Origin of the sequence: Paenibacillus sp. UASWS1643, assembly GCF_008693195.1 — a bacterium.
GTDB classification, from domain to species: domain Bacteria; phylum Bacillota; class Bacilli; order Paenibacillales; family Paenibacillaceae; genus Paenibacillus; species Paenibacillus amylolyticus_B.
The window spans coordinates 30870-56947 of the sequence record NZ_VXKZ01000101.1; the positions used below are offsets into that span (position 1 = coordinate 30870).

Annotated in this window: 4 protein-coding genes; all 4 read left to right on the forward strand. The window is 53.3% G+C overall.

Annotated features, from left to right (window positions below):
* The first annotated feature begins 24 nt into the window (after positions 1-24).
* The 4 genes from FE296_RS08455 (at position 25) to FE296_RS08470 (ending at position 25951) form a co-directional block, all read left to right on the forward strand.
* Positions 25-3333 carry a non-ribosomal peptide synthetase gene (locus FE296_RS08455; RefSeq protein ID WP_150364732.1) on the forward strand — a complete coding sequence of 1103 codons (3309 nt, stop codon included), beginning with the start codon at positions 25-27 and terminating at the stop codon, positions 3331-3333.
* Complete coding sequence (locus FE296_RS08460) at positions 3323-5149, forward strand: ABC transporter ATP-binding protein (RefSeq protein WP_150364733.1); 1827 nt, start codon at positions 3323-3325, stop codon at positions 5147-5149. Before FE296_RS08455 ends, FE296_RS08460 begins: the two co-directional genes overlap by 11 nt.
* A complete protein-coding gene (locus tag FE296_RS08465) occupies positions 5146-6879 on the forward strand; it encodes an ABC transporter ATP-binding protein (RefSeq protein ID WP_150364734.1) in 1734 nt (577 codons plus the stop codon). Before FE296_RS08460 ends, FE296_RS08465 begins: the two co-directional genes overlap by 4 nt.
* 85 nt (positions 6880-6964) lie before the next feature.
* A complete protein-coding gene (locus tag FE296_RS08470; protein ID WP_150364735.1) occupies positions 6965-25951 on the forward strand; it encodes a non-ribosomal peptide synthase/polyketide synthase in 18987 nt (6328 codons plus the stop codon).
* The last annotated feature ends 127 nt before the right edge of the window (positions 25952-26078 follow it).

Below are 26078 nucleotides of genomic sequence, written 5' to 3' on the forward strand. Positions count from 1 at the left end.
ACTTCATTTTTAGGGGAGGTACGAATGGAATCATTATTTGAAAAGGAAGAACGGTACTGGAGCAGCAAGTTTGACGACGATGACAGCCTGAGCTTCCTTCCCTACAGTCAATCCTCCAAATTATCTGCGGGTGGCGAAGCTGCGGCAGAGCCGGGCTTGCTTCACCGTACCCTGCCGAGTGAGCTCTCGGAGAGAATTATTCGCCTCGCCAATGGTTCGGATCTGGCTTTGTACATGATTGTTTTGGCTGGAGTAAAAAGCCTGCTGTTCAAATATACCGGGCAGGATCAAGTACTGGTCGGCATGCCTTCTTATAGCGGGGACCCGGACGTGACTCAGCCGCCGCATGACATCCTGGTGATCAAAACGTTCGTAAGCAGCCAGACTACGCTGAAAACGCTGCTCGGGGGTATCAAAGCTTCCATCGGAGAGGCGCTGGAGCATCAGCATCTGCCTTTTCGGAAAATGGTGGAGCCGCTCCATCTGGACTATACAGGGGAAGGAGTCCCAGTCGTCAACACCGTTGCATCCTTCGTCCCGATTCATCCTGAACCGCTGGGTAACAGGGTGGCGGCCGATACGGTTTTTCGATTCGACCGCCAAAACGACTCTATCGGGCTGGAAATAAGCTTTGAAGGGAATCGATACGACTGGGCATTTGTGGAACAGGCGGCCGACCACCTTGTTCGGCTTCTGTCCATGCTTGTATTTCAGCCGGATCTGGAGCTTGGACAAGCCGATGTGCTTTCCCCGGATGAGAGGGAGACGTTGCTGAATCGATTTAATGATACCGAAACCGGGTTTGAGCGGGGGAAAACGATTCACGGTTTGTTTGAAGAACAGGCGGAGCTTTACCCGGACAACGTGGCCGTTGTCATGAACGAACGGCAGCTGACCTACCGCGAGCTGAACGAGCGATCCAACCATCTTGCGCGCAAGCTGAGGGAGACGGGAGTTGAAGCGGACCAGCTGGTAGCGATTCTGGCCGAACGCTCACTCGATATGGTTGTCGGCATACTGGCGATTCTCAAAGCGGGCGGAGCCTACGTGCCTGTCGATCCCGACTACCCGGAGGAGCGCATCCGCTTCATGATTGAGGATTCGGGTGCACCGTTATTGCTGATTCAAAAGCATCTGCATGAGAAGACCAACTTCGCAGGAACGCGCCTTGAAATAGATGATTTCGTTTGGGGCGACAGCGGGGCGGACTCGGAAGGTGCGCTGGACGCTTCGAATCTGGAGCCAATTTCCGGGCCGGAGAACCTGGCATATGTCATCTACACGTCGGGAACGACCGGCAAACCAAAAGGCACGTTGATCGAGCATAAAAACGTTGTGCGCCTCCTGTTCAACGACAAGAACTTGTTCGACTTTGGGCGGTTCGACACGTGGATGCTGTTCCACTCGTTCTGCTTCGATTTCTCCGTCTGGGAAATGTACGGAGCACTGCTGTATGGAGGAAAGCTGGTTATCGTACCGCCGCTCACGGCGAAAAATCCGACCGATTTCCTGGCACTGATAGGCCGCGAACAGGTCACGATTTTGAACCAGACGCCAACGTACTTCTATCAGCTGCTGCGTAAGGTCTTGGCGGATCATCCATATGATCTGCGGATTCGCAACGTCATTTTTGGCGGAGAAGCGCTCAGTCCACTTTTGCTCAAGGGTTTCAAGACGAAGTACCCGGAGACAAAGCTGATCAATATGTACGGCATTACCGAAACGACGGTTCACGTGACGTATAAGGAAATTACGTGGGTCGAAATGGAGGCGGCGAAGAGTAATATCGGCAAGCCGATCCCAACGCTGAGGGTGTACGTCCTGGATGAAAACCGCCGCCCTGTGCCGATTGGCGTAGCGGGCGAAATGTACGTAGCCGGAGAAGGGCTGGCGAGAGGATACCTGAACCGTCCGGATCTGACGGCGGAAAAGTTCGTTGATTCCCCGTTTGCGGAGGGGGAAAAACTGTATCGCTCAGGCGACTTGGCGGCCTGGCTGCCGGACGGCAACATTGAATACCTCGGCCGGATCGATCATCAGGTCAAAATCCGCGGGTACCGGATCGAGCTGGACGAAATCGAGACGCAGCTTCTGAACGCCCGGGGTGTGGAAGAAGCGGTTGTACTCGCCCGGGACGACGCGAACGGCCATAAGCAACTTGTTGCTTATTACGTCGCGGAAACAAAGCTGGCGGCGAATGAACTCAAGGAGCAGCTCGCCAAGCAGCTTCCGGGGTATATGATTCCTGCGCATCTTGTGCAGCTTTCGCAGATGCCGCTGACTGCGAACGGAAAAATCGACCGCAAAGCGCTGCCAGTGCCGGAGGAAGCTGCGGCCGGAGGAGCGAAATATGTTGCGCCGAGAACGCTGCTCGAGATGAAGATCGTCCGTGTCTGGCAGGATACACTTGGCATTCCACAGGTCGGCGTAAAGGATAACTTTTTTGAGCTGGGAGGCAATTCCTTAAGTCTGATGAGGCTTGTTCAAGCCGTTTACGATGAAACGGGCATCGAGATACCGCTGAATCGCCAATTTCATAGTGTAACCGTTGAAGCCATGGCTTTTGGAGAGGAGGATCTGGGTCTGGATAAAGGGGGAGACTCCTTCATTAAGCTGAATAAAACAGGGGATCTAAACGTGTTCTGCTTCCCTCCAGGCAGCGGCTTCGGCATTGGTTACCGAGAGCTTGCAAGCAGGCTAGACGGCCGATTCGTGCTTTACGGCATTGATTTTATCGACGATGTCATCGATTACGAGGCCATGCTGAACCGTTATGTGGATGAGATTGTTCGCATCCAGCCTGAAGGACCTTACGTGCTGCTCGGTTACTGTTTCGGAGGCAACCTGACGTTCGAGGTAGCCAAAACGATGGAAAGAAGAGGGTATTCCGTAACGGACGTGCTCATGGTGGACTCGTGGATAAAGGACACACTCACACCTTATGAAACGTCTGAGAAAGAGCTTGAAGAGATGCTTGCGGATTTCGACGAAGAAGAGAAGGAATTAATGAGCAATCCACTCGTGCGGGAGCGTGTTCATCGGAAGATCAAAGCCACATTGACGTACGAAGCGCAGCTTATTAATTCAGGAACGATAACTGCCCGGATTTACGAACTGATTGCGAAGGACAGCGAAGCGTTCCGCCTGGAGCACCAGTTGCCGTCCTGGCAGAGGGCAACGACGCAAGCTTACGCCGATTATCGGCTGGAGGGCGCACACGAGGAGTTACTGGAACTCGCGCGCGTGGACGAAACGGCCGTTGTCATCCGTGACATCTTAGTGCAAATCGAGCTGCAGATCGAAGCGGAGGCCGGGGTTCTGCATGGGAGCTGACCGGCAGACGTCTGTTCAAGAACAAGGCACAGCGGCGCCTTCAAAGCGCCGAACCGCTTATGCCACCTGGAAAGCGTTCCGCTGGCTGATGTCCTATGTAAGCCGTCACAAAGGCTGGATGATCGTCGGTATCCTGTCCGCAATTGCCGCCGCGGTTATTGAGATATGGACGGGACGTTTGGTTGAGCAGCTGACCACACAAGCCGAGAATGGGGCGGGGCCAATCGTTCTGCAAATCGTGTACACGGTCTTTGTGGTCATCTTGATCGGTGTGCCGGCGAAGTTTTTCATGAGCTTCGGTGTGGAGCGAAGCAGCGCCTCTGCGGTGCAGGATATTCGCAACCATGTCATGCGTCATATCGGTAAACTTCCGGTCCCCTATTTGGAAAAGCAGCACTCCGGCGACGTATTGTCGCGGATCAACAACGATCTGCAGCTCATCCAGCAATTTATGATTCGGGACCTCGCCCAGTGGTTTTATCATCCGTTATTGTTTATCGGCTGTTTCGCTTATTTGATGTATCTCCAATGGGAGCTGATGCTGTACAGCCTGCTGTTATTTCCCGTAGCACTGCTGGTTTCCCAATGGATCGGCAAGCAGTTGGAACAGTTGACGGAGGAAGCCCAGGCGAACATGGGCCGAATGAACGTCAACCTCCAGGATACGCTTGGAGGGATGCCTATTGTAAAAAGCTATCTGCTATCTGGTATGTTATCTCGCTCCTACCAAGTGCTGCTGCAATTGACGGCTCAAAAAAAGCTGGCCGTGAAAAAGCGGGAAGCCTGGGTTAACCCGCTGCTTTCTACGCTGATGATCAGCCCGATCATTTTCGCCGTCAGTTACGGTAGCTATTTGATCTACAACGAGCAGTTAGGCGCGGGAGAACTGATTGCCTTCCTGTACTTGCTTAATCTATGTCTGGAGCCGCTGGAGCATATTCCCGAACTCATCACGCGCACGTTCGAAATGACTGGTGCCCTGAGAAGGGTCTCCGAAATCGTCGAGCAGCCGACCGAAACGGAAAATGGCCGTTTGCTTCCAAAAGCAAGCGCCGCCCCCATCCATTTTCAGAACGTAACCTTCGGGTATGAAGAGAGTTCCCCGATTCTGCGGAATGTTAGTTTCTCGGTGCCGGAAGGCAAGATGATTGCGCTTGTCGGAGCGAGCGGCGGAGGGAAGAGCACGGTGTTTAAGCTGGTATGCGGCTTTTATCCACTTCTGGAGGATCAGGGCGAGATCCGCGTGTTTGGAAGCCTGATCCACGGTGCAGATCCGGAGCAGCTTCGGTCGCATTTTTCCGTGGTAACCCAAGATTCATATTTGTTTAGCGGTACAATCGCCGAAAATATCGGCTATGGGCGGGAAGAAGCGTCGATGGACGAGATTATCGAAGCCGCCAAAGCCGCTCAGGCTCATTCTTTCATTATGCAGCTTGAGGGTGGCTACCAGACGTATGTCGGAGAGCGCGGGGGCTTTTTGTCCGGTGGGCAACGCCAGCGCATTGCAATGGCCCGGGCTTTTCTGAAAGATGCTCCCGTTCTGCTGCTGGACGAGCCCACATCGGCTCTTGATCCGGAGTCGGAAAGCGCGGTTCAGGAAGCGCTGGGCGTATTGATGAAGCAGAGAACGACCATGGTTATTGCCCACCGGCTTTCTACGGTACAAAACGCCGATGAAATCTGGGTTATGGAACAAGGAAATATTGTCGAAAAGGGCACTCATGAACAATTGCTCGAGAGGAAGGGACTGTACGCCCAGTCGTACTACCAGGAATTTACCGAGTCTGCCGAACGCAGGGAGGTGTCGTACACATGAAAAAGGGCGGAAGGCTATCGCAAGTGAAAGAACTCGGCTACTTGCTGACGTTTATGAACCGCAAGCGCAAAACCCAGTACGCGATTGGCCTTGCTGTAACGGCGCTCACCCAGACATTGTTTCTGATCGCCTTCAGCTTGGTCGTACATAACTTGGTTGATTTCGCCGTGTCCCGAGATACGTCCCTGATGGTGGAAGCCTTTATTATTTTGGGCGCGGCCTTGTTCCTGGAAAATATAATTTCTCCCTGGTTCATTTACTTATACCAGCGCAGTGTCGAGCTGACTGTGCTGAATATCCGCAAACGTCTTTATGACAAGCTGTGCCGGGTGCGGCCGAGATTCCTGGAGCAGACGCACCATGGGGACTTGCTGTCTCGGGTGAATAACGACGTAACTACCGTTGAGTTTACTTTCTCGCAGGTTTACTTCGTTTTGCTGCTTCAAGTTGTCTTTTGCATCGGCTCCATTGCCTCCATGGTGGTGATCGATTGGCGGTTTGCTGGCGTATCCTTCGTCATTCTGCTGCTGTCCTCTCTGGTCAGCTTGAAATTTGCACGGGATATTCGCGCTTTGTCCGAACAAGGCTTGCAAACGCTCGGTAAAATAACCGAAAAATTCAAAGATTTTATGGGCGGCATTCAAATTGTGAAGCTGTTCCGCATCCGCACGATTTACGGCCAGTACGAGGCGTTGAACGAACAAATGACGCAAACGCTTCGGCAAACGGCGAAGAAGAACGGTATGCAAGCTGCGGTGAACCATTTTATCAGCTACGTCACGTTTTGCGGCATCATCGTCATCGGCAGTCTTCTTTATGCCTACGGAATGATGGGAATGGGAAGTGTCGCCGCTCTGGCAGTTTTGCAAGTAAATCTGACGCACGCCTTGTTGAACTTGGGGATGGTTCTGTCGATGACCCAAAATTCGCTCGCGGGCGCTCACCGGATTCAAGAGGTACTAAGCGAGGAAGAGGAACCGGAGCGTCTGGGATCTTCTCGTAGCGAGCTTGTATCGGAGGCTGCGGTGGAGTTTCGCGATGTGGAATTTTCCTATCAGGCGGATAAAAAGGTACTTGTCGATATGTCCATGCAAGTGTTTCCTGGTCAGGTTGCTGCGATCGTAGGAGCAAGCGGCAGCGGCAAAAGTACACTGATCAAGCTGTTGCTCGGCTTTTATCCTGTGGACAGCGGAGATATCCTGCTCCAGGGCAAACCGTTCGGCCATTACACGCTGGACGAAATCCGCAGGCTGATTGCATACGTTCCGCAGGAGCCGTTTTTGTTTACCGGCACGATTGAGGAAAACATCCGCTACGGCAACCCGGATGCAACGGATGAAGAAGTGGTTGAAGCGGCCAAAGCGGCGTACGCTCACCATTTCATTCAGGAACTTCCTGAACAGTATAAAACGCCGGTGGGAGAGAGGGGAGCGTCGTTGTCAGGCGGACAAAGGCAGCGAATTGCGATCGCCCGGGCGATTCTCAAAAACGCCCCAATTTTGCTGCTGGACGAAGCGACTTCTGCATTGGATAACGAATCCCAGCACTGGGTACAGCAAGCCCTGAACGTATTGATGAAGGGGCGGACCACCATTCTGATTGCCCACCGTCTCAGCACGGTGGAACATGCGGATTTGATTTCGGTCATGAATCAAGGAACCGTAGTGGAACGGGGCCGCCATCAGGACCTGCTGGCGCTCGGAGGTTATTACGCACGGCTGTACGGATAGACCCGCTTTACGGCGGGCGGCTTCCTTCTGATATCCAGGTATAAAGCCTATCTACAAACAATCTCTAATACGGGAGTGTGTCGATGTGAGAGAGAATACGAACAAGCAATATGGATTAACGCAAGCCCAGCGCCGGATATGGTTCATGGAAATTATGAATCCGGGCACATCCATCACGATGCTTTCCGCGACCTACCAGATTACGGGCGAGATCGACACCAAGCTGCTGGAGCAAGCGGCGGCAGAGATTGTCAAAACCTATGACGCTTTCCGAATCCGCATTAGCGGGGATTTGCAAAATCCAACGCAGTGGTTCGAAGAGCCAGAGAATGTCCAAACCAGGATAAGCCACCTCGAAATAGGCACGACCGAAAAATTCTATGCTTGGGTGAAAGAAGTAACCGAAAAACCGGCCAGTGTGTTCGACGAACACCTCTACCAATTTACGATGATCCATTTTGCGAACGGCCAAGTATGGCTTAATTTGACTGTAAATCATATCATAGCCGATGGCTTGTCCGTCACTGCTTTGCTGCATGCGGTGATGGAAAAATACCTCGAACTGCGCAAAGGTATCTTCAACAGTTGTCAGGCACCTTCCTATCTGGATTATATTTCAACTGAGCGTGAGTATGAGCAATCGCAGCGTTATCAAAAAGGCAAGGAATATTGGCTGACCAAGTACAACACTTTGCCTGAAACGAGCGGCATTAAATCGGTTCCGCCATTCTCGATTGGCAGCGAATCGAATAAACGTTCAATCACTTTGGATGATTCCCGCTACGACCGCATTCTGGCTTTTAGCGAACAATATCAGGTCAGTTTATATACGTTATTTTTGTCCGCCATGTACGTCTTATTGTACAAGCTGACCGACAGCACCGATGTGCCGGTCGGAACGGTTTTTGCCAATCGCACCAGCAAGAAGGAAAAAGAAACGATCGGTATGTTCGTCAGCACCGTGGCTACGCGGATTAGTCTGAATCCAGATGGGTCCGTGCTTTCCTTGATCCAAACGGTTTCCAAGGAAAATACGGCGGATCTGCGGCATCAGAAATATCCTTATAACCAATTGATCCAGGATTTACGCGAACAACACGGCCGCAACGATCTTTCGGAGCTGTTCCGCACGTCTCTGGAATATCTGCCTTTAAAAATCGTGGAGTACGAAGAAATCAAGGTACGTCTGGAGGCTCACTTTGCTAGGCACGAGATGGATGATTTACTGCTGCGCTTCGACCATATGCTGAATGAAGGTCATGTCATTCTCCATGCTTCCTATCGTACCGGCCTGTTCGAGACGACCGAGATTGATCGCATTATGGAACAGTATGTAACCGTTTTGGACCAGTTTCTTGAGACTCCCGAACTGCGGGTACGCGAGATTTCTCTACTGGGCGATGAGGAGAGACGCCGAATTCTGGATGTGTTTAACCCGCCGGTGGCAGCACTGAGCGAGGGAATAGCGTTTCACCGGTATGTCGAAAAGTTTGCACGAGACATTCCGGATCACCCGGCAGTTGTTTACATGGACAAAAAGCTGACCTACGGCGAATTGAACAATCGCGCCGAGCGACTGGCTTCGCTCCTTCGTGAACAGGGCGTGGGAAGGGAGACAATTACGGGGATCTGGGCGGAGCGCTCGGTGGAACTGCTGGTCGGTGTGCTCGCCGTATGGAAAGCCGGCGGAGCTTATGTACCGCTGGACCCCGATTATCCGGCGGAGCGGATTGAGTACATGCTCAGCGATAGCGGAGCATCGGTGCTGCTTACGCAGCGTCATCTGTTGGAGGGGACCGGAGGTTGGCTGGCCGATGACCAGCTGAAGCTTCAAGCTGTCTATGCGATGGATGATGAACAGATGTATAACGTGGATACCTCAGCCGTGGAATTTGAATCTGCTGACAGTGCCCCGCAAGACTTGGCTTATGTGATTTACACCTCGGGTACGACGGGACGCCCAAAAGGCGTCATGATCGAGCATGGTAGTCTCATGAATACGGCGGATGCGTACCGCCGTGAGTACCGATTGGATCAGTTCCCGGTGCGCCTTCTGCAACTGGCCAGCTTCTCGTTTGACGTGTTCGTTGGAGACATCGCGCGGACGCTGTATAACGGAGGAACGATGGTAATTGTGCCAAAGGATGACCGGATTGATCCGAACCGCTTATACGGCTGGATTCGGCAGCAAAACATTACGGTATTTGAATCGACACCTGCGCTCATCCTACCGTTCATGCAGCATATTTATGAAGAAGGGCTGGACGTCAGCTCCATGCAGTTGCTGATTACCAGCTCGGATGCTTGCAGTGTCACCGATTACCGATTGCTGCAGGAAAAATTCGGCGGACAATTCCGCATCATCAACAGCTATGGCGTTACCGAAGCGGCCATTGACAGCAGCTTTTACGATGAGCCGCTGGACAAGCTGCCATTGTTGGGTCATGTGCCGATCGGCAAAGCCTGGCTGAACGCCCGGTTTTACATTGTAGATGCAGGGTTAAAGCCGGTTCCTGTAGGGGTTCCGGGTGAGCTTGTCATCGGCGGCGCCGGGGTGGCGCGCGGGTATTGGAACCGTCCGGACCTGACCGTCGAGAAGTTTGCAGACAGCCCGTTTGTGCCTGGCGAACGTCTGTATCGGACAGGAGATTTGGCCCGCTGGCTGGAAGACGGCAACGTTGACTTCATCGGCCGGATCGACTATCAGGTGAAAATTCGCGGGTTCCGGATCGAACTCGGCGAAATTGAAACGGCCTTGTTGCGTTTTCCGGGTGTCAAGCAGGCTGTGGTGACAGACCGTACGGATGAGCAGGGGCAAAAGTATTTGTGCGGATACGTGGCGGCGGATGCTTCCTTGCAGCTGAGTGATCTGCTGTCCCAATTGAAGCAAGAGCTGCCTGCGCATATGGTTCCGGCCCGGCTGGTGTCTCTTGATCAGCTTCCGCTCACACCGAACGGCAAGATAGACCGTAAAGCGCTGCCTGAATCGACCGGTGAGGTACGAGCAGGCCGTGAGTATGCGGCTCCTCGCACAACGCTGGAAACAAGACTTGCTCTTATTTGGCAGCAGGTGCTGGGTATTGGGCGAGTTGGGGTTCATGATGATTTCTTTGATCTGGGTGGTCATTCCTTGCGGGCCTCCGCGCTTGTTTCCAAGATTCGAAAAGAGCTGCAAGTCGAGGTTCCGCTGCGTGACGTTTTCCGCTACACCACGATTGAACAACTTGCCCAAAGAATTAGCGGTTTAAAGCAGCAGGAAACGTATGAGATTACAAAGGCGGCAGAGGCCGAGTACTATCCGGTTTCATCCGAGCAAAAGCGTCTGTACGTCCTGCGCCAGCTTGACGCGGCCGAGCGCAGCTACAATATGTCGGCGGCGCTTCTTCTCGAAGGCAAGCTGGACCGCACGCGCGTAGAGTATGCGTTCCAGATGCTGATTCAGCGCCATGAGACGCTGCGTACCGGGATTGAGCAGGTTCAAGGCGAGCTTGTTCAGCACATCTATGACGAGGTGGAGTTTGCTGTAGATTATTTCCAGGTGAGCGAGCGAGAAGTGGACCAAGTGGTGGAAGCATACTATCACCCGTTTGATCTGACCATGCCGCCACTTCTTCGCATTGGTCTGATCGAAGTCGCCAAGAATCGCCACATTCTGCTGTTCGATATGCACCATATCGTCTCGGATGGTATCTCGACAGCATTGCTTTTCGACGAGTTCAGCCGCCTGTATCGGGGTGAGGAGCTGGCTCCGTTGCATATTCAATACAAAGATTATGCCGTTTGGCAGCATTCCGAAGCCTACGGGCAGTTGATCCAGCCGCAGAAGGAATACTGGCTGGAACAGCTGTCGGGCGAGCTGCCTGTATTAGAACTGCCAACGGACTTCCCGCGGCCTGCGGTGCAAAGTTTTGATGGCCGGACCGTGAAGTTTGATATTGGGAAAGAGCGGACGGAGAAGCTGAAAGAACTGGCCGCACGGACGGGTACGACCCTGTACATGGTGCTGTTCTCTGCTTACTCCATCCTTATGCATAAATATTCGGGTCAGGAAGATCTGATCGTGGGAACGCCGATTGCCGGAAGAACGCAGGAAGAAGTGCAGCCGATCGTAGGGATGTTTATCAACACGCTGGCTATTCGTAGCCGTCCGGAGCGTTCCAAGCCGTACCTTTCGTATCTGGAAGAAATCAAGGACATCACGCTCGGGGCTTTTGAACACCAAAATTATTTGTTCGAAGATTTGGTGGAAAGTCTTCACATTCCGCGCGCGACCGGCCGGAATCCGCTCTTTGATACGTTCTTCTCTCTGCAAAATACGGAGAATGAGCAAATTGTCATCGAGGGGCTGGAGCAATCGTTTTATCCGTTGGAAAATCGAACGTCCAAGTTCGAGCTGCTTCTGGATATTTCAGAGCTGGATGGTCAGCTCGAATGCCGGTTGGAATACGCTGCGGCTTTGTATAAACAGGAGACTGCGGAGCGGTTCGCCAGACATTATGACAAGCTACTCGAAACTATCGCAACAGCGCCGGAAGGGGATATTGCTTCGCTGGAAATGCTAACGGAGCAGGAAATCCGTGAACTGGTGTGCGGTTTCAATGATTCGGAGGCAGACTACCCGCAGCAGACGATTCATGGCTTGTTCGAAGAGCAGGCGAAGCTTTACCCGGATAACGTGGCCGCCGTCATGAATGAGTGGCAGTTGACTTACCGCGAACTGAACGAGCGATCCAACCGCCTTGCACGTAAGCTGCGGGAGACAGGAGTCGAAGGGGATCAGTTGGTAGCGATTCTGGCCGAACGTTCGCTTGATATGGTCGTCGGCATTCTGGCGATTCTCAAAGCGGGTGGAGCCTACGTGCCTGTCGATCCCGACTACCCGGAGGAGCGCATCCGCTTCATGATCGAAGATTCGGGCGCACCGTTATTGCTGATTCAAAAGCACTTGCATGAGAAGACCAACTTCGCAGGAACGCGCCTTGAATTGGACGATTTCGTTTGGAGCAACAAAGGGGCGGACTCCGCTGGTGAGCTGGACGCTTCGAATCTGGAGCCGATTTCCGGGCCGGGTAACCTGGCTTATGTCATCTACACATCGGGAACGACTGGCAAACCCAAAGGCACGTTGATTGAGCATAAAAACGTCGTGCGCCTTTTGTTCAACGACAAGAACCTGTTTGACTTTGGGACGTCCGACACATGGACGTTATTCCACTCGTTCTGCTTCGATTTCTCCGTCTGGGAGATGTACGGAGCACTTCTGAATGGAGGAAGGCTGGTTATCGTACCGCCGCTCACGGCGAAAAATCCGGCCGAATTCCTGGCACTGTTGAGCCGCGAACGGGTCACGATTTTGAACCAGACGCCAACATATTTCTATCAACTGCTGCGTGAGGTTTTAGCGGACCATCCGTACGATCTGCGGATTCGCAACGTCATCTTCGGCGGCGAAGCGCTCAGCCCGCTGTTGCTCAAGGGTTTCAAGACAAAGTACCCGGAGACAAAGCTGATCAATATGTACGGAATTACCGAAACGACGGTTCACGTGACGTATAAGGAAATTACATGGATCGAGATGGAGGCGGCGAAGAGTAATATCGGCAAGCCGATCCCGACGCTGAGCGTGTACGTCCTGGATGAAAACCGTCGTCCTGTTCCGATCGGCGTAGCAGGTGAAATGTACGTAGCCGGAGAGGGCCTGGCGAGAGGATACTTGAATCGCCCGGATTTGACGGCGGAAAAGTTCGTTGATTCCCCGTTTGCGGAGGGGGGAAAACTGTATCGCTCAGGCGACTTGGCGGCCTGGCTGCCGGACGGCAACATTGAATACCTCGGCCGGATCGATCATCAGGTCAAAATCCGCGGGTACCGGATCGAGCTGGACGAAATTGAGACGCAGCTTCTGAACGTGGAGGGTGTGGAAGAAGCGGTGGTGCTCGCCCGTCAGGACAGTGGGGGCGAGAAGGCGCTTGTTGCCTACTTTGTGGCGGACCGGACGCTGACGGTTAGCGAAATGAGAACCTCGCTGGCCCAGGGAATGCCGGGATATATGATCCCGTCGTACTTCGTGCAGCTGGAACGCATGCCGCTGACGTCCAACGGCAAAGTGGACCGCAAAGCACTGCCGGAGCCGCAAGACGGCCTGCAAACGGGAGTCGAATACGTAGCCCCTCGTAACCTTACGGAGTCCCAGCTTGTGAAAATCTGGGAGGAAGTGCTGGGTTACTCCGGCATTGGAATTCTGGACAATTTCTTCGAGCTCGGAGGACATTCCTTGCGGGCAACAAACCTTGTCAGCAAGATTCGGAAGGAAATGAACGTTGAACTTCCGCTACGCGATGTGTTCCGCTATATGACGGTAGAATCGATGGCTGGGGCTATTGCCAGCTTGGAAGAATCAGAGCACAGCTCGATTCCAAAAGCGGAAGAGAGAGCGTACTATCCGGTTTCCTCTGCACAAAAAAGGCTGTACGTCCTGCATCAGCTGGATAGCTTGGAGCTGAATTATAACCTTCCAAGCGCCTTGCAATTGGAAGGGGCTTTGAACGAGGCCAAAGTAGAAGATGTGCTGACTACTTTGATGGCCCGGCACGATATGCTGCGCACCGGTTTTGAAATCGTAAATGGGGAGCCGATTCAGCGTATTCATCCGCTCGTCGCTCTCAAGGTCGAGAAGATTCAAGCAAGCGAAAATCAGGTTGCAGCCATTCTTGAAGGCTTCATTCAGCCTTTTGACTTGAACCTGCCGCCTTTGCTGCGCGCCCTGTTGATTGAATTGGAGAAAGAAAAATTCCTGCTCGCGCTGGATATGCATCACATTGCTTCCGACGGCCTTTCCATGGATGTGCTGCTGCGTGAATTCGTGCGGCTATACAATGGGGAAGAGCTGCCGGAGCTGCGGATTCAATACAAAGATTACGCTGTTTGGCAGCAATCCGAGGAACAGCGTCAACGCATCAAACGACAGGAGGAATATTGGCGCGGGGTATTCAGCTCCGAGCTTCCGGTTCTTGAGCTACCTCTTGACTACTCCCGTCCAGCTGTTCAGCAGTTTGACGGTCAAACGCTCACGTTTACGCTAGATGCTGAGAAAGGCGAAGCTCTCAAACAGCTTGCCAGCGATTCGGGGGCAACGTTGTACATGCTTCTGCTGGCTGCGTACTCCGTATTGCTTCATAAATACGCGGGACAGGAAGATATAGTAGTCGGCACTCCGATTGCCGCTCGTTCTCACGCCGACTTGCAGCCGATTATCGGCATGTTTGTCAATACGCTGGCCCTTCGCTTGGGTCCGACGGCAGAGCGGACGTTCATGGATTACTTGCAGGAAGTGAAGGAAACGACACTTGGAGCCTACGAGCACCAGGATTATCCGTTTGAGGAACTGGTAGAAGCTCTTCAGGTGAGCCGGGATTTAAGCCGGAATCCACTGTTTGACACCATGTTCTCTTTGCAAAAGCACGAAAGCCTGGATTTAATTCTTGAAGGCTTGCAATGGTCACTGTTTGACATCGAGGAAAAGACGGCAAAGTTTGATCTTAGCTTGGATATCGTGGAAGAAGGTAACGAGTTGGTTTGCAAGATCGAGTACGTTACCTCGTTGTTTAGACAGGACACGATGGTACGGCTGGCGGGTCATTACGAGCAGCTTTTGGCGTCGATCCTGGCTCAGCCGGGTGCGCGGATTTCGGATTTGGATATATTGACGGACAGCGAAAAGGATAATTTATTGGTCGGGTTTGACGTGTCGTCTTCGGCTCTTGTGAAGCAACCCGCCGTAGAGGGTACAGGTCTGGAAGCGGATGAGTCATGGAGAGAGAGAACGTTCCACGAGCTGTTCGAGGAGCAGGCGAAACGCGCTCCGGGAGCGCTAGCGGTTGTATACGAAGACAGCAAATTGACATATGCGGAGCTGAATGCCAAAGCGAATCGTCTGGCGTATGTACTGCGGGCACGTGGGGTGAAACCGGAACAGGTGGTCGGCATTCTGGCCGGCCGTTCAGCCGAGCTGTTGATCGGGGTGCTCGCCGTATGGAAAGCTGGCGGTGCTTATGTACCGCTTGACCCCGACTATCCAGCGGAGCGGATCGAATATATGCTCGCGGATAGCGGGGCGTCAGTGCTGCTTACTCAGACCTGCCTGTTGGAGCAGGCGGAAACTTGGCGCTGCAACGGAGCTTTAACGCTGCAAACGGTGCTTGCACTTGATGACGCCGCGGCGTACAGCCTCGGAGAGGCGGAAACGGCTGTAGGCGTACAAGCTTTGGGCGAAGCGGGCGCAGAGGCGGAGGCGGCTTTGGCGCAAGAGGCAACGGCTGCAGCTGAAACGTCCGTCACGGCAGAAGCTGAGCAGAACGTACAAGCGGCGGATCTCGCATCAAATCCGGCAAATGTAAACAAGCCGGGTGATCTGGCTTATGTCATCTACACCTCCGGTACGACGGGCCGTCCGAAGGGCGTGGCAGTGGAACACGGCAGCTTGGTGAACACGGCGGCGGGCTACCGGCGGGACTACCGTCTGGATCAGTTTCCGATCCGGCTGCTGCAACTTGCCAGTTTCTCGTTTGACGTGTTCGTTGGTGACATTGCACGGACGCTGTACAACGGTGGAACTATGGTCATCGTGCCGAAGGAAGACCGGATTGATCCAACCCGCCTCTATGGCTGGATTCGCGACTACGCCGTGACAGTGTTCGAATCAACTCCTGCGCTGGTTGTGCCGTTCATGGAGCATGTGTATACCGAGGGTCTGGACCTCAGCTCGATGCAGCTGCTGATCACAAGCTCGGATGCCTGCAGTGTAGCGGATTACCGCACCTTGCAGGAGCGCTTTGGCTCGCAGTTCCGTATTATTAACAGCTACGGCGTAACGGAAGCAGCGATTGACTCCAGCTTCTATGACGAGCCGCTGGAGAAGTTGCCGAAAACGGGTAGCGTGCCAATCGGGAAAGCGTGGCTGAACGCCAAGTTCTACATCGTGGATACAAATCTGAAGCCGGTGCCGATCGGGGTGCTCGGCGAGCTGGTTATCGGCGGAGTGGGTGTGGCCCGCGGTTACTTGAATCGCCCGGATTTAACGGCTGAGAAATTCGTAGATAGCCCGTTCACCGCTGGGGAGCGGTTGTACCGGACGGGTGATCTGGCACGCTGGATGCCGGACGGAAACGTAGATTTCATCGGCCGAATCGACAATCAGGTGAAAATTCGCGGTTACCGGATTGAGCTTGGTGAGATTGAAGCGGCCATGAAAAATGTTGCCGAGGTGCGGCAAGCGCTAGTCATCGACCGGACGGACGAGCAGGGGCAGAAATATCTGTGCGGATATGTCGTAGTGGATTCCAGCTTCAATCTGGAAGGGCTTGTGGCCCATCTGGACGCCGTACTGCCTTCTCATATGGTGCCTTCGCGCATCATGCTTCTCGATCAATTGCCGCTTACACCGAACGGCAAGATCGACCGTAAAGCGTTGCCTGTGCCAGAAGGAAGCATTCGTGCCGAGGCTGCATACACGGCGCCGCGTACTCCTGCTGAGAAAGCACTCGCTTTGGTCTGGCAGTCAGTGTTAGGCGTGGATCAGGTTGGCACCATGGATAATTTCTTTGCGCTTGGTGGCGATTCAATTAAAGCTTTACAGGTATCTTCTCGTCTTTTGCAAACGGGGTATAAGCTGGTCATGAAAGATTTGTTCCATTACCCGACAATTTCCGCCCTTAGTTTGCGGTTGCAAACAGCGGAGAGAACGGCAAGCCAGGCCGAAGTGACGGGAGAGGTTATCCTGACCCCGATTCAGCGCTGGTTCTTTGAACAAAATCCGGTCGATGTACATCACAGCAATCAGGCGATCATGCAGTTCTCCAAGCAAGGCTTTGATGAAAAAGCTTTACGCCAAGTGGTGCGTCAGCTTATCGTGCATCACGATGCTCTTCGTACGGTTTATCGTCAAACCGAGAATGGATATACCGCTTGGAACCATGGCGCCGGGAAGAGCGAAGTGCTGTTCGATCTGGAGGTTGTTGATTTCAAGGGAGCCCGCGACGTGAAAGAAGCGGTAGAGGCTAAGGCAAATGATATTCAAGCGAGCATTGATCTGGAAAACGGTCCGCTGGTGAAGCTCGGTTTGTTCCGCTGCAACGATGGCGACCATCTGCTCATCGCAATCCATCACTTGGTCGTAGACGGGGTATCCTGGCGGATTCTGCTTGAGGATTTTGCTGCCGCCTATGAGCAGACGCTGCAAGGGCAGCCGATCCGTCTGCCGCTCAAAACGGATTCATTCCAAACATGGGCGAAACAGCTCGCTGATTATGCGAACAGTCCTGCGATGGAAAGTGAGAGAGCGTATTGGCAGCATATCGAGCAATTGTCCTATGAGCCGATTCCAAAAGATTTTGATCAAGGCAGATCCAAACTGAAGGACAGCGGGCTGGTAACCGTTCGATGGACAGCGGACGAAACTGAACAGTTGCTGAAGCAGGCTCATCGTGCTTACCATACGGAAATGAACGATTTGCTGCTTGTTGCGCTGGGCCTCTCAGTACAAGCTTGGAGCGGTCAGGAACGTGTGCTGGTGAATCTCGAAGGCCACGGCCGGGAGGAACTTTTGCCAGATGTGGACATTACGCGCACGGTAGGCTGGTTTACAAGCCAATTCCCTGTTGTTCTGGAGCTAGGTCATGCTCAGGCACTCGGTCATCAGGTGAAACAGGTGAAAGAAAACTTGCGCCGCATTCCGAACAAAGGAATCGGCTACGGCATCCAGCGTTATTTGTCGGCGCCGAGTGACGGAGAACGCTTCGTTTTGGAGCCGGAGATCAGTTTTAACTATTTGGGCCAGTTCGACCAGGATTACGAAAGCAGCGGCTCGCAGCCTTCTCCGTTCAGCCCGGGCTCCGATTCAAGCCCGAATGCATTGATGGATTTTGTCCTCGATATCAACGGTATGGTGTCAGAAGGAGCGCTGGAACTCACGATCCGTTACGGGGAAACTCAGTATAAACGAGAAACGGTAGAGCGCTTGGGCACCCTGCTTCAATCGAGTTTGCGTGAAGTCATCAGCCATTGCGTATCGAAAGAGCGGCCGGAGCTTACGCCTAGTGATGTACTGCTTCAAGATGTGACGGTGGAGGAACTGGAGCGACTGTCCGAACATACTGCGGCACTCGGCGAACTGGAGAATGTATACACCCTGACTCCGCTGCAAAAAGGGATGTTGTTCCACAGCTTGCTGGATGCCGATTCGGAAGCCTACTTCGAACAGGTGACCTTCGATCTGTATGGAAGTCTGAATGTGGAAGCCTTCACCCGTGGATTGGATACGCTGGTACAGCGAAATGAGGCGCTGCGTACCAACTTTATTACCGGCTGGAGAGACGAGCCGATTCAAGTGGTATTCCGCGAGCGGAAGTGTGAAGTGTACTTTGAAGATATTCGCTCGGCAAGAGATGAACACCCGGAAAAGACGATAGCCGATTTTGTCAGCGCAGATAAAGCGAACAAGTTTGATTTGGCCCAAGACTCTCTTATGCGTGTGACCGTTTTGCGCACAGGCGACGAGTCTTACCATGTGATTTGGAGTCATCATCACATTTTGATGGATGGCTGGTGCATGTCCTTCATGATCAAGGAAGTGTTCGACACTTACTTTGCGTTTCAGGAGAAGCGAGAGCCAGAGCTCCCTCTGGTTACCTCGTACTCCCGATATATCGAATGGCTGGAAGCTCAAGATGCAGCGAAAGCCTCGGGTTACTGGTCTGAGTATTTGGCGGGTTACGATCAACAGACCAAGCTGCCGCAGGAGAGAACGCAGCTGAAACAGCATGCTTTTGAAATGGCTGAAATCGATGTGGAACTCAGCAAAGGACTGACTGGGCAGATTGAGCGTGTGGCACGCCAGCAGCAGGTGACACTCAACACATTTATGCAGACTGTATGGGGACTGGTCTTACAGATATACAACAACAGCGAGGATGTTGTATTCGGCTCTGTTGTATCCGGCCGTCCGGCGGAAATTCCGGGCATTGAAAGCATGATTGGCCTGTTTATTAATACGATCCCGGTCCGTATTCAAGGTAAAGCCGAGGAGACGGTAGCCGATATTTTGAGAAAAACCCAGGATCAAGCGCTGGCATCGGGAGCTTACGAAACGTTCCCGCTGTTCGAAATTCAGTCGCTGAGTGAACAAAAGCGCGACTTGATCAACCATATTATGGTCTTTGAAAATTATCCGATGGAAGAACAGATTGAGCAGGTTGTCAGCGGAGGACAAGAAGCGCTGAAAATCGCTAATATCCAATCGCCGGAACAAACGAACTACGAACTGGACATTACCGTCATTCCGGAAGAGCATATTTTGCTGCGGTTTACGTACAATGCACAGACATTCAGAGAGCATGACATCAGGCAGATCCACGGTCATTTTGCCCGTGCATTGGAGCAGGTTGCGGCTAATCCGAATGTTCGTGTAAATGAGTTAGAGCTTTTGACGGCAGTGGAAAAAGAAGAAATTATCGGCGCGTTTAACCCGGGGCAGCCGGAAGTGGCTCCTGTGGCAGCGTTCCATCGCCTGTTCGAGGAACAGGCGGAATACACACCAGAAGCGGAAGCTGTCGTCTACGAGAACGATCGGCTGACGTATGCGGAGCTGAACGTGCGGGCGAACCGACTGTCGGCAACGCTGCGAGCAAGTGGAATCGGCCGGGAGGAGATTGTGGGCATTCTCGCCGAGCGTTCGGTCGATTTGTTGGTGGCCGTGATGGCCGTCTGGAAAGCGGGAGGGGCGTATGTACCGCTTGATCCGGATTATCCGGCGGACCGCGTGCGGTTTATGCTCGAAGACAGCGCAGCGAAGGTGCTACTGACACAAACGCTGCTGCGAGAGCGTGCCGAATCCTGGCTCGGGGAAGAGGAATTGGCACTGGAGACGGTGCTGTATCTCGACGACGAAACGTCATACAGCGAAGATCGGGTAAATGCCCCGATGGGCTCCAGCATGGTTTCAGGTCTGGTCTCCGGCGAGCTGACGGGTGCTGTGAACGACCGTAATGAGAGTCACCCAAATGATGTTGTCGGTATGGGCAGCTTCCATGAAGCCCGTCCGGACGATCTGGCGTACGTCATCTACACGTCGGGAACGACGGGTAAGCCAAAAGGCGTGATGATCGAGCACCGCAGCCTGGTGAACACGGCAGCGGGATACCGACGGGAATACCGGTTGGATCAGTTCCCGGTAAGGCTGTTGCAGCTTGCCAGCTTTTCGTTTGACGTGTTCGTGGGCGACATTGCGCGGACGTTATACAACGGTGGTACCATGGTCATTGTACCGAAGGACGACCGGGTCGATCCGTCTCGTCTGCACTACTGGATAGAGCGGGAGCAAGTGACGATCTTTGAATCAACGCCGGCGTTGATCGTGCCGTTTATGGAAAACGTGCATGAGCAGGGGCTAGAGTTAGGCGGTATGGAGCTGTTGATTACAAGCTCGGACAGTTGCAGCGTGGCGGATTACCGTACCTTGCAGGAACGGTTTGGCCCATCGTTCCGCATTATTAACGCCTACGGTGTGACGGAAGCGGCGATCGACTCCAGTTTCTATGACGAGGAGTTGGCGAAGCTGCCGCAAACAGGCCATGTGCCGATTGGCAAAGCGTGGTTAAATGCGAAGTTTTACATCGTGGATGCACATCTGAATTCCGTACCCGTCGGTGTGCTGGGCGAATTGGTTATCGGCGGAATCGGTGTGGCGCGCGGGTACTTGAACCGTCCAGAGCTGACGGAAGAGAAGTTTGTAGACAGCCCTTTCACCGCGGGTGAGCGGTTGTATCGCACGGGAGATTTGGCGCGGTGGATGGAGGACGGAAACGTGGACTTCATCGGCCGGATCGATAACCAGGCGAAAATCCGGGGTTACCGGATCGAGACGGGCGAAGTCGAAGCGAAGCTGCTGAGTGTAGATGGCGTGAAGGAAACGGTCGTTGTTGTCAGGGAAGATCAAGAGGGGCAGAAAGCGTTGTGCGCTTATTATACATTGGAAAAAGGCTTGACGGCGGCAGATTTGAAACGGGCGATCTCCAGCGAGCTACCGGGATACATGATTCCGTCGTATTTCGTCGAACTGGAGCAATTGCCTCTAACGCCGAATGGGAAAATTGACCGGAAGGCGCTGCCAGCGCCGGAAGGGGGAGCAGGCAGAGGCCGCGAATACGTGGCGCCCCGCACCAAACTGGAGGGAAAACTGGCCGCCATTTGGCAGGAAGTGCTTGCTCGGGAGAAGGCGGTAGGCGTAACGGACAACTTCTTCGATCTCGGTGGACACTCCCTGCGGGCGACAACACTTGTCAGCAAAATGCATAAGGAGCTGGGCATTGAATTCCCGCTTCGCGACGTATTCCGCTACTCGACAGTTGAGGAAATGACTGTAGCTATGGAGCGGTTAGGGGTCGGCTCGTTTACGGCTATTCCGGCTGCGGAACCTAGCGAGTACTATCCGCTCTCTTCTGCTCAGAAACGTCTCTACATCTTGAACCAGCTGGAAGGAGGCGAGCTGAGCTACAACATATCGGGAGCTATGTTACTCGAAGGGCAGCTCGACCGGCAGCGGTTTGAAGAAGCATTCCGCGGGCTTGTAGCTCGTCATGAAACGCTGCGTACCGGCTTTGAGATGGTTGAAGGCGAAGCGGTTCAGCGAATTTACGAAGAAGTCACCTTCCAGGTGGAATATGTGCAGATCAATGGTGAGCAGGCGGAAGAAACGGTGAGCCAATTCGTTCGTGCGTTTGATCTGGCAAAGCCGCCACTTCTGCGGGTGGGCATTGCCGAACTCGCGCCGGACCGACACATTCTGATGTTTGATACACATCATATCGTATCGGACGGCGTTTCAATGGACGTACTGATCGAAGAGTTTGTGCACTTGTACAGCGGGGGGATGCTCAAGCCACTCCGCATTCAGTACAAAGATTATGCAGTATGGCAGCAATCGGACAACCAGAAAGCTCAGCTAGCCAAGCAGGAAGCCTACTGGCACGACATGTTCCGCGGAGAACTGCCAGTTCTCGAAATGCCGACGGACTATCCGCGCCCGGCTATGCAGAGCTATGAGGGCCGCACGCTGCAATTGTTTATGAATATTGAGAAAAGCGAAGGTCTGAAACGGCTTGCAGCTGAGAACGGCGCAACGCTTTACATGGTTCTGCTTGCAGCGTATAACGTGCTTCTGCATAAATATTCAGGTCAGGAAGACGTGGTGGTAGGTACGCCGATTGCGGGCAGAAATCACAGCGACGTTCAACCGCTGATCGGGATGTTCGTTAATACATTGGCCATTCGCAGTTACCCGGCTGCCGGTAAGACGTTCCTTGACTACTTGAAGGAAATCAAGGAGACAACGCTGGGTGCTTTTGAACATCAGAATTATCCGTTTGAGGAACTGGTGGATAAGGTAAACGTAGCTCGTGATTTAAGCCGAAATCCCCTGTTTGATACGATGTTTGCTTTGCAGAATACAGAAAATGTCGAAATCCAGCTTCCGGGACTGCATTTGTCGACGTATGCCAGCGAAGAAATTGTTTCCAAATTTGATCTCAGCTTGGACGTCACGGAGATTGAGGATGGCTTGGAATATCTGTTTGAATACGCCACGGCTCTATATAAAACCGAAACGGTGGAGAAGTTGGCTGCACACTACTTGCAGTTGCTTGAATCCATTCTCTCCAACCCGTCAGCGACGATTTCCGAGTTGGATATTTTAACGGCGGCGGAAAAAGAAGAAATTGTCGGCGCGTTTAACCCGGGGCAGCCGGAAGTGGCTCCTGTGGCAGCGTTCCATCGCCTGTTCGAGGAACAGGCGGAATACACACCAGAAGCGGAAGCCATCGTATACGAGAACGATCGGATGACGTATGCGGAGTTGAACGAGAGGGCGAATCGCCTGTCGGCCACGCTGCGCGCAAGTGGAGTCGGCCGGGAGGAGATTGTGGGCATTCTCGCCGAGCGCTCGGTGGACCTGCTGGTAGCCGTTCTGGCCGTCTGGAAAGCGGGAGGGGCGTATGTACCGCTTGACCCGGATTATCCGGCCGACCGCGTGCGGTTTATGCTGGAAGACAGCGGAGCAAAGGTGCTCCTGACACAAACGCTGCTGCGAGAGCGTGCCGAAGCCTGGCTCGGTGAAGAGGAACTGGCACTGGCGAAGGTGCTGTATCTCGACGACGAAACGTCATACAGCGAGGAACGAAGCAATGTGCCAATGGACTTTGGCCAAGGCTCCAACAGTGCTCCCGATCGAGTTAACGGCAAGCTAACGGGGGCTGTGAACGGTGGTGGCGAGATTCATCCAAATGATGTTGTCGGTATGGACAGCTTCCATGAAGCCCGTCCGGAGGATTTGGCGTATGTCATCTACACGTCCGGAACGACGGGCAAGCCCAAGGGTGTGATGATTGAGCACCGCAACCTGGTAAACACGGCAGCGGGTTACCGACGAGAATATCGGTTGGATCAGTTCCAGGTGCGCCTGCTGCAGCTCGCCAGCTTCTCGTTTGACGTGTTCGTGGGCGATATCGCGCGGACATTGTACAACGGAGGCAGCATGGTCATTGTACCGAAAGACGACCGGATCGATCCGTCTCGTCTGCACTACTGGATAGAGCGGGAGCAAGTGACGATCTTTGAATCAACGCCGGCGCTGATCGTGCCGTTTATGGAATACGTGCATGAGCAAGGGCTGGAGTTGAGCAGGATGGAGCTGTTGATCACAAGCTCGGACAGCTGCAGTGTGGCAGATTACCGGACCTTGCAGGAACGGTTTGGCTCATCGTTCCGCATTATTAACGCCTACGGTGTGACGGAAGCGGCAATTGACTCCAGTTTCTATGACGAGGAGTTGGCGAAACTGCCGCAGACTGGCCATGTGCCAATTGGCAAAGCGTGGTTGAATGCGAAGTTCTATATCGTGGATGCACATCTGAATCCTGTTCCAGTCGGCGTGCTGGGCGAATTGGTTATCGGCGGAGTCGGTGTGGCGCGCGGGTACTTGAACCGTCCGGAGCTGACGGAAGAGAAGTTTGTAGACAGCCCTTTCACCGCGGGTGAGCGGTTGTATCGCACGGGAGATTTGGCACGGTGGATGGTGGACGGCAACGTGGATTTCATCGGCCGGATCGACAATCAAGCGAAAATCCGGGGCTACCGGATCGAGACGGGTGAGATTGAGTCACAGCTACTGCGGGTGGTAGGTATACGAGAAGCGGTGGTGCTGGTTCGAAGTGATGCGAACGGGCAAAAGGCGTTGTGCGCGTACTACACAACGGAAAGCGAACTGACGGTGGCCGACCTGAAACGAGCGATCTCCAGCGAGCTGCCGGGTTACATGATCCCATCGTACTTCGTGGAGCTGGAGCATTTACCTCTGACACCAAACGGGAAAATCGACCGGAAAGCGCTGCCGGCGCCGGAAGAGGGAGCAAGTGCAGGGCGCGAATACGTGGGGCCGCGCACGGATCTGGAGACGAAACTGGTCTCCATCTGGCAGGACGTGCTTGGGTCAGTTACGATTGGTGTGACAGACAACTTCTTCGACCTCGGCGGTCACTCGCTGCGGGCGACAACGCTGGTCAGTAAGGTGCACAAGGAGCTGCACGTGGACCTGCCACTGCGCGATGTATTCCGGTACTCGACTATTGAAGCGATGGCAGAAGTGATTAGCCGATTGGAGCAGCAGGAATTCTTCTCCATTCCGGTTCTGGATAAAAGGGAGTATTATCCGCTTTCCTCTGTGCAAAAACGGCTGTACATCCAGCAGCAGATGGAAGGTGCCGAGCTTAGCTACAACATGTCCGGCATGACGGTTCTCGCCGGGCGCTTGGAGCGGAATCAATTCGAGGCGGCGCTCCAAGGATTAATCGCTCGTCACGAAGTTTTGCGAACTGGCTTCGAGATGGTCGACGGCGAACCGGTACAACGGGTTTATTCGGACTTGGAGTTTTCCGTCGAGTATAAAAAAGCGCCGGAAAGTGAAACAAAAAGCATTGCAGATGCCTTTGTACGTGTCTTTGATTTGGAGCGGCCGCCGCTGCTGCGTGTGGGCTTAGTTGAATGGGAAGCGGAACGTCATCTGCTTATGCTGGACATTCATCATATCGTCACGGATGGCATGTCGATGGGTATCTTCATCGAAGAGCTGCTGCGCCTGTATAACGGTGAGACGCTGGAACCGCTTCGGATTCAATACAAGGAATTCGCTGCTTGGCAGCAGTCCGAACCTGTAAAAGAACGGCTGAAAAGTCAGGAAGCTTACTGGCTGGACATGCTAGAAGGTGAACTGCCAACGCTTGAGCTGCCTACGGACTTTGTCAGACCTGCCGCTCGCAGCTTTGAGGGAGATGTGCTGCCTTTCAGTATCGACAAGCAGAAGACCGACAGCTTGCAGCGTATTGCCGATGAGAACGGTGCTACCCTATATATGGTGTTATCGGCGGCCTATTCAATCCTGCTCAGCAAGTACTCGGGACAAGAAGACTTCATTGTAGGCACACCGGTTTCGGGCCGCACACATGCCGACCTGGAGCCACTCATCGGAATGTTTGTCAACACGTTGGCGATCCGCCATTATCCATCCGGGGAGAAGACGTTCCTCGCTTACTTGAACGAAGTCAAAGAAACGATGCTGGGGGCCTACGACCACCAGGATTATCCGTTTGAAGAACTTGTGAAAAAGCTGCAGGTACCGCGCGATCAAAGCCGCAATCCTGTATTTGATGTCATGTTTGCAGTGGAAACGAAGGAAGATAACGTTCAAAACTTCGGGGATATCCAGATCGAATCTTATCCGGAAACGCATACGGTTTCCCAATTTGATCTTACCTTGATCATTTCGTTGCTGGATGAGGGTATGAATGGGCAGTTTGAATATGCCACCAAGTTGTTTACGCGCAATCTGATCGACAATTTCGCTCAGGACCTGCTCGTGATCATCACCCAAATTGGCGAACAGCCTTCGGTGCTGCTCAAGGATATTTCCCTGAACGGGCAATCCGAACAGGAGCAAGATATGCTAGAAGCCATTGATATTATTTTCTAATCCCTTCCCCGGCTTGGGTGAAAATGGATCATTTAAGCACGTTATATGCGACATTCGGTATATTGAGGAAGTGGTAATGAAAATTTGTGGTGGTTTCACGACTTTTTTATCACCTGACAAAAGTATT

What these genes read in the sequence shown, in the direction of transcription:
- FE296_RS08455 (WP_150364732.1), top strand. Translation starts at nt 25, where the DNA reads ATGGAATCATTATTTGAAAAGGAAGAACGGTACTGGAGCAGCAAGTTT.
- FE296_RS08460 (WP_150364733.1), top strand. Translation starts at nt 3,323, where the DNA reads ATGGGAGCTGACCGGCAGACGTCTGTTCAAGAACAAGGCACAGCGGCG.
- FE296_RS08465 (WP_150364734.1), top strand. Translation starts at nt 5,146, where the DNA reads ATGAAAAAGGGCGGAAGGCTATCGCAAGTGAAAGAACTCGGCTACTTG.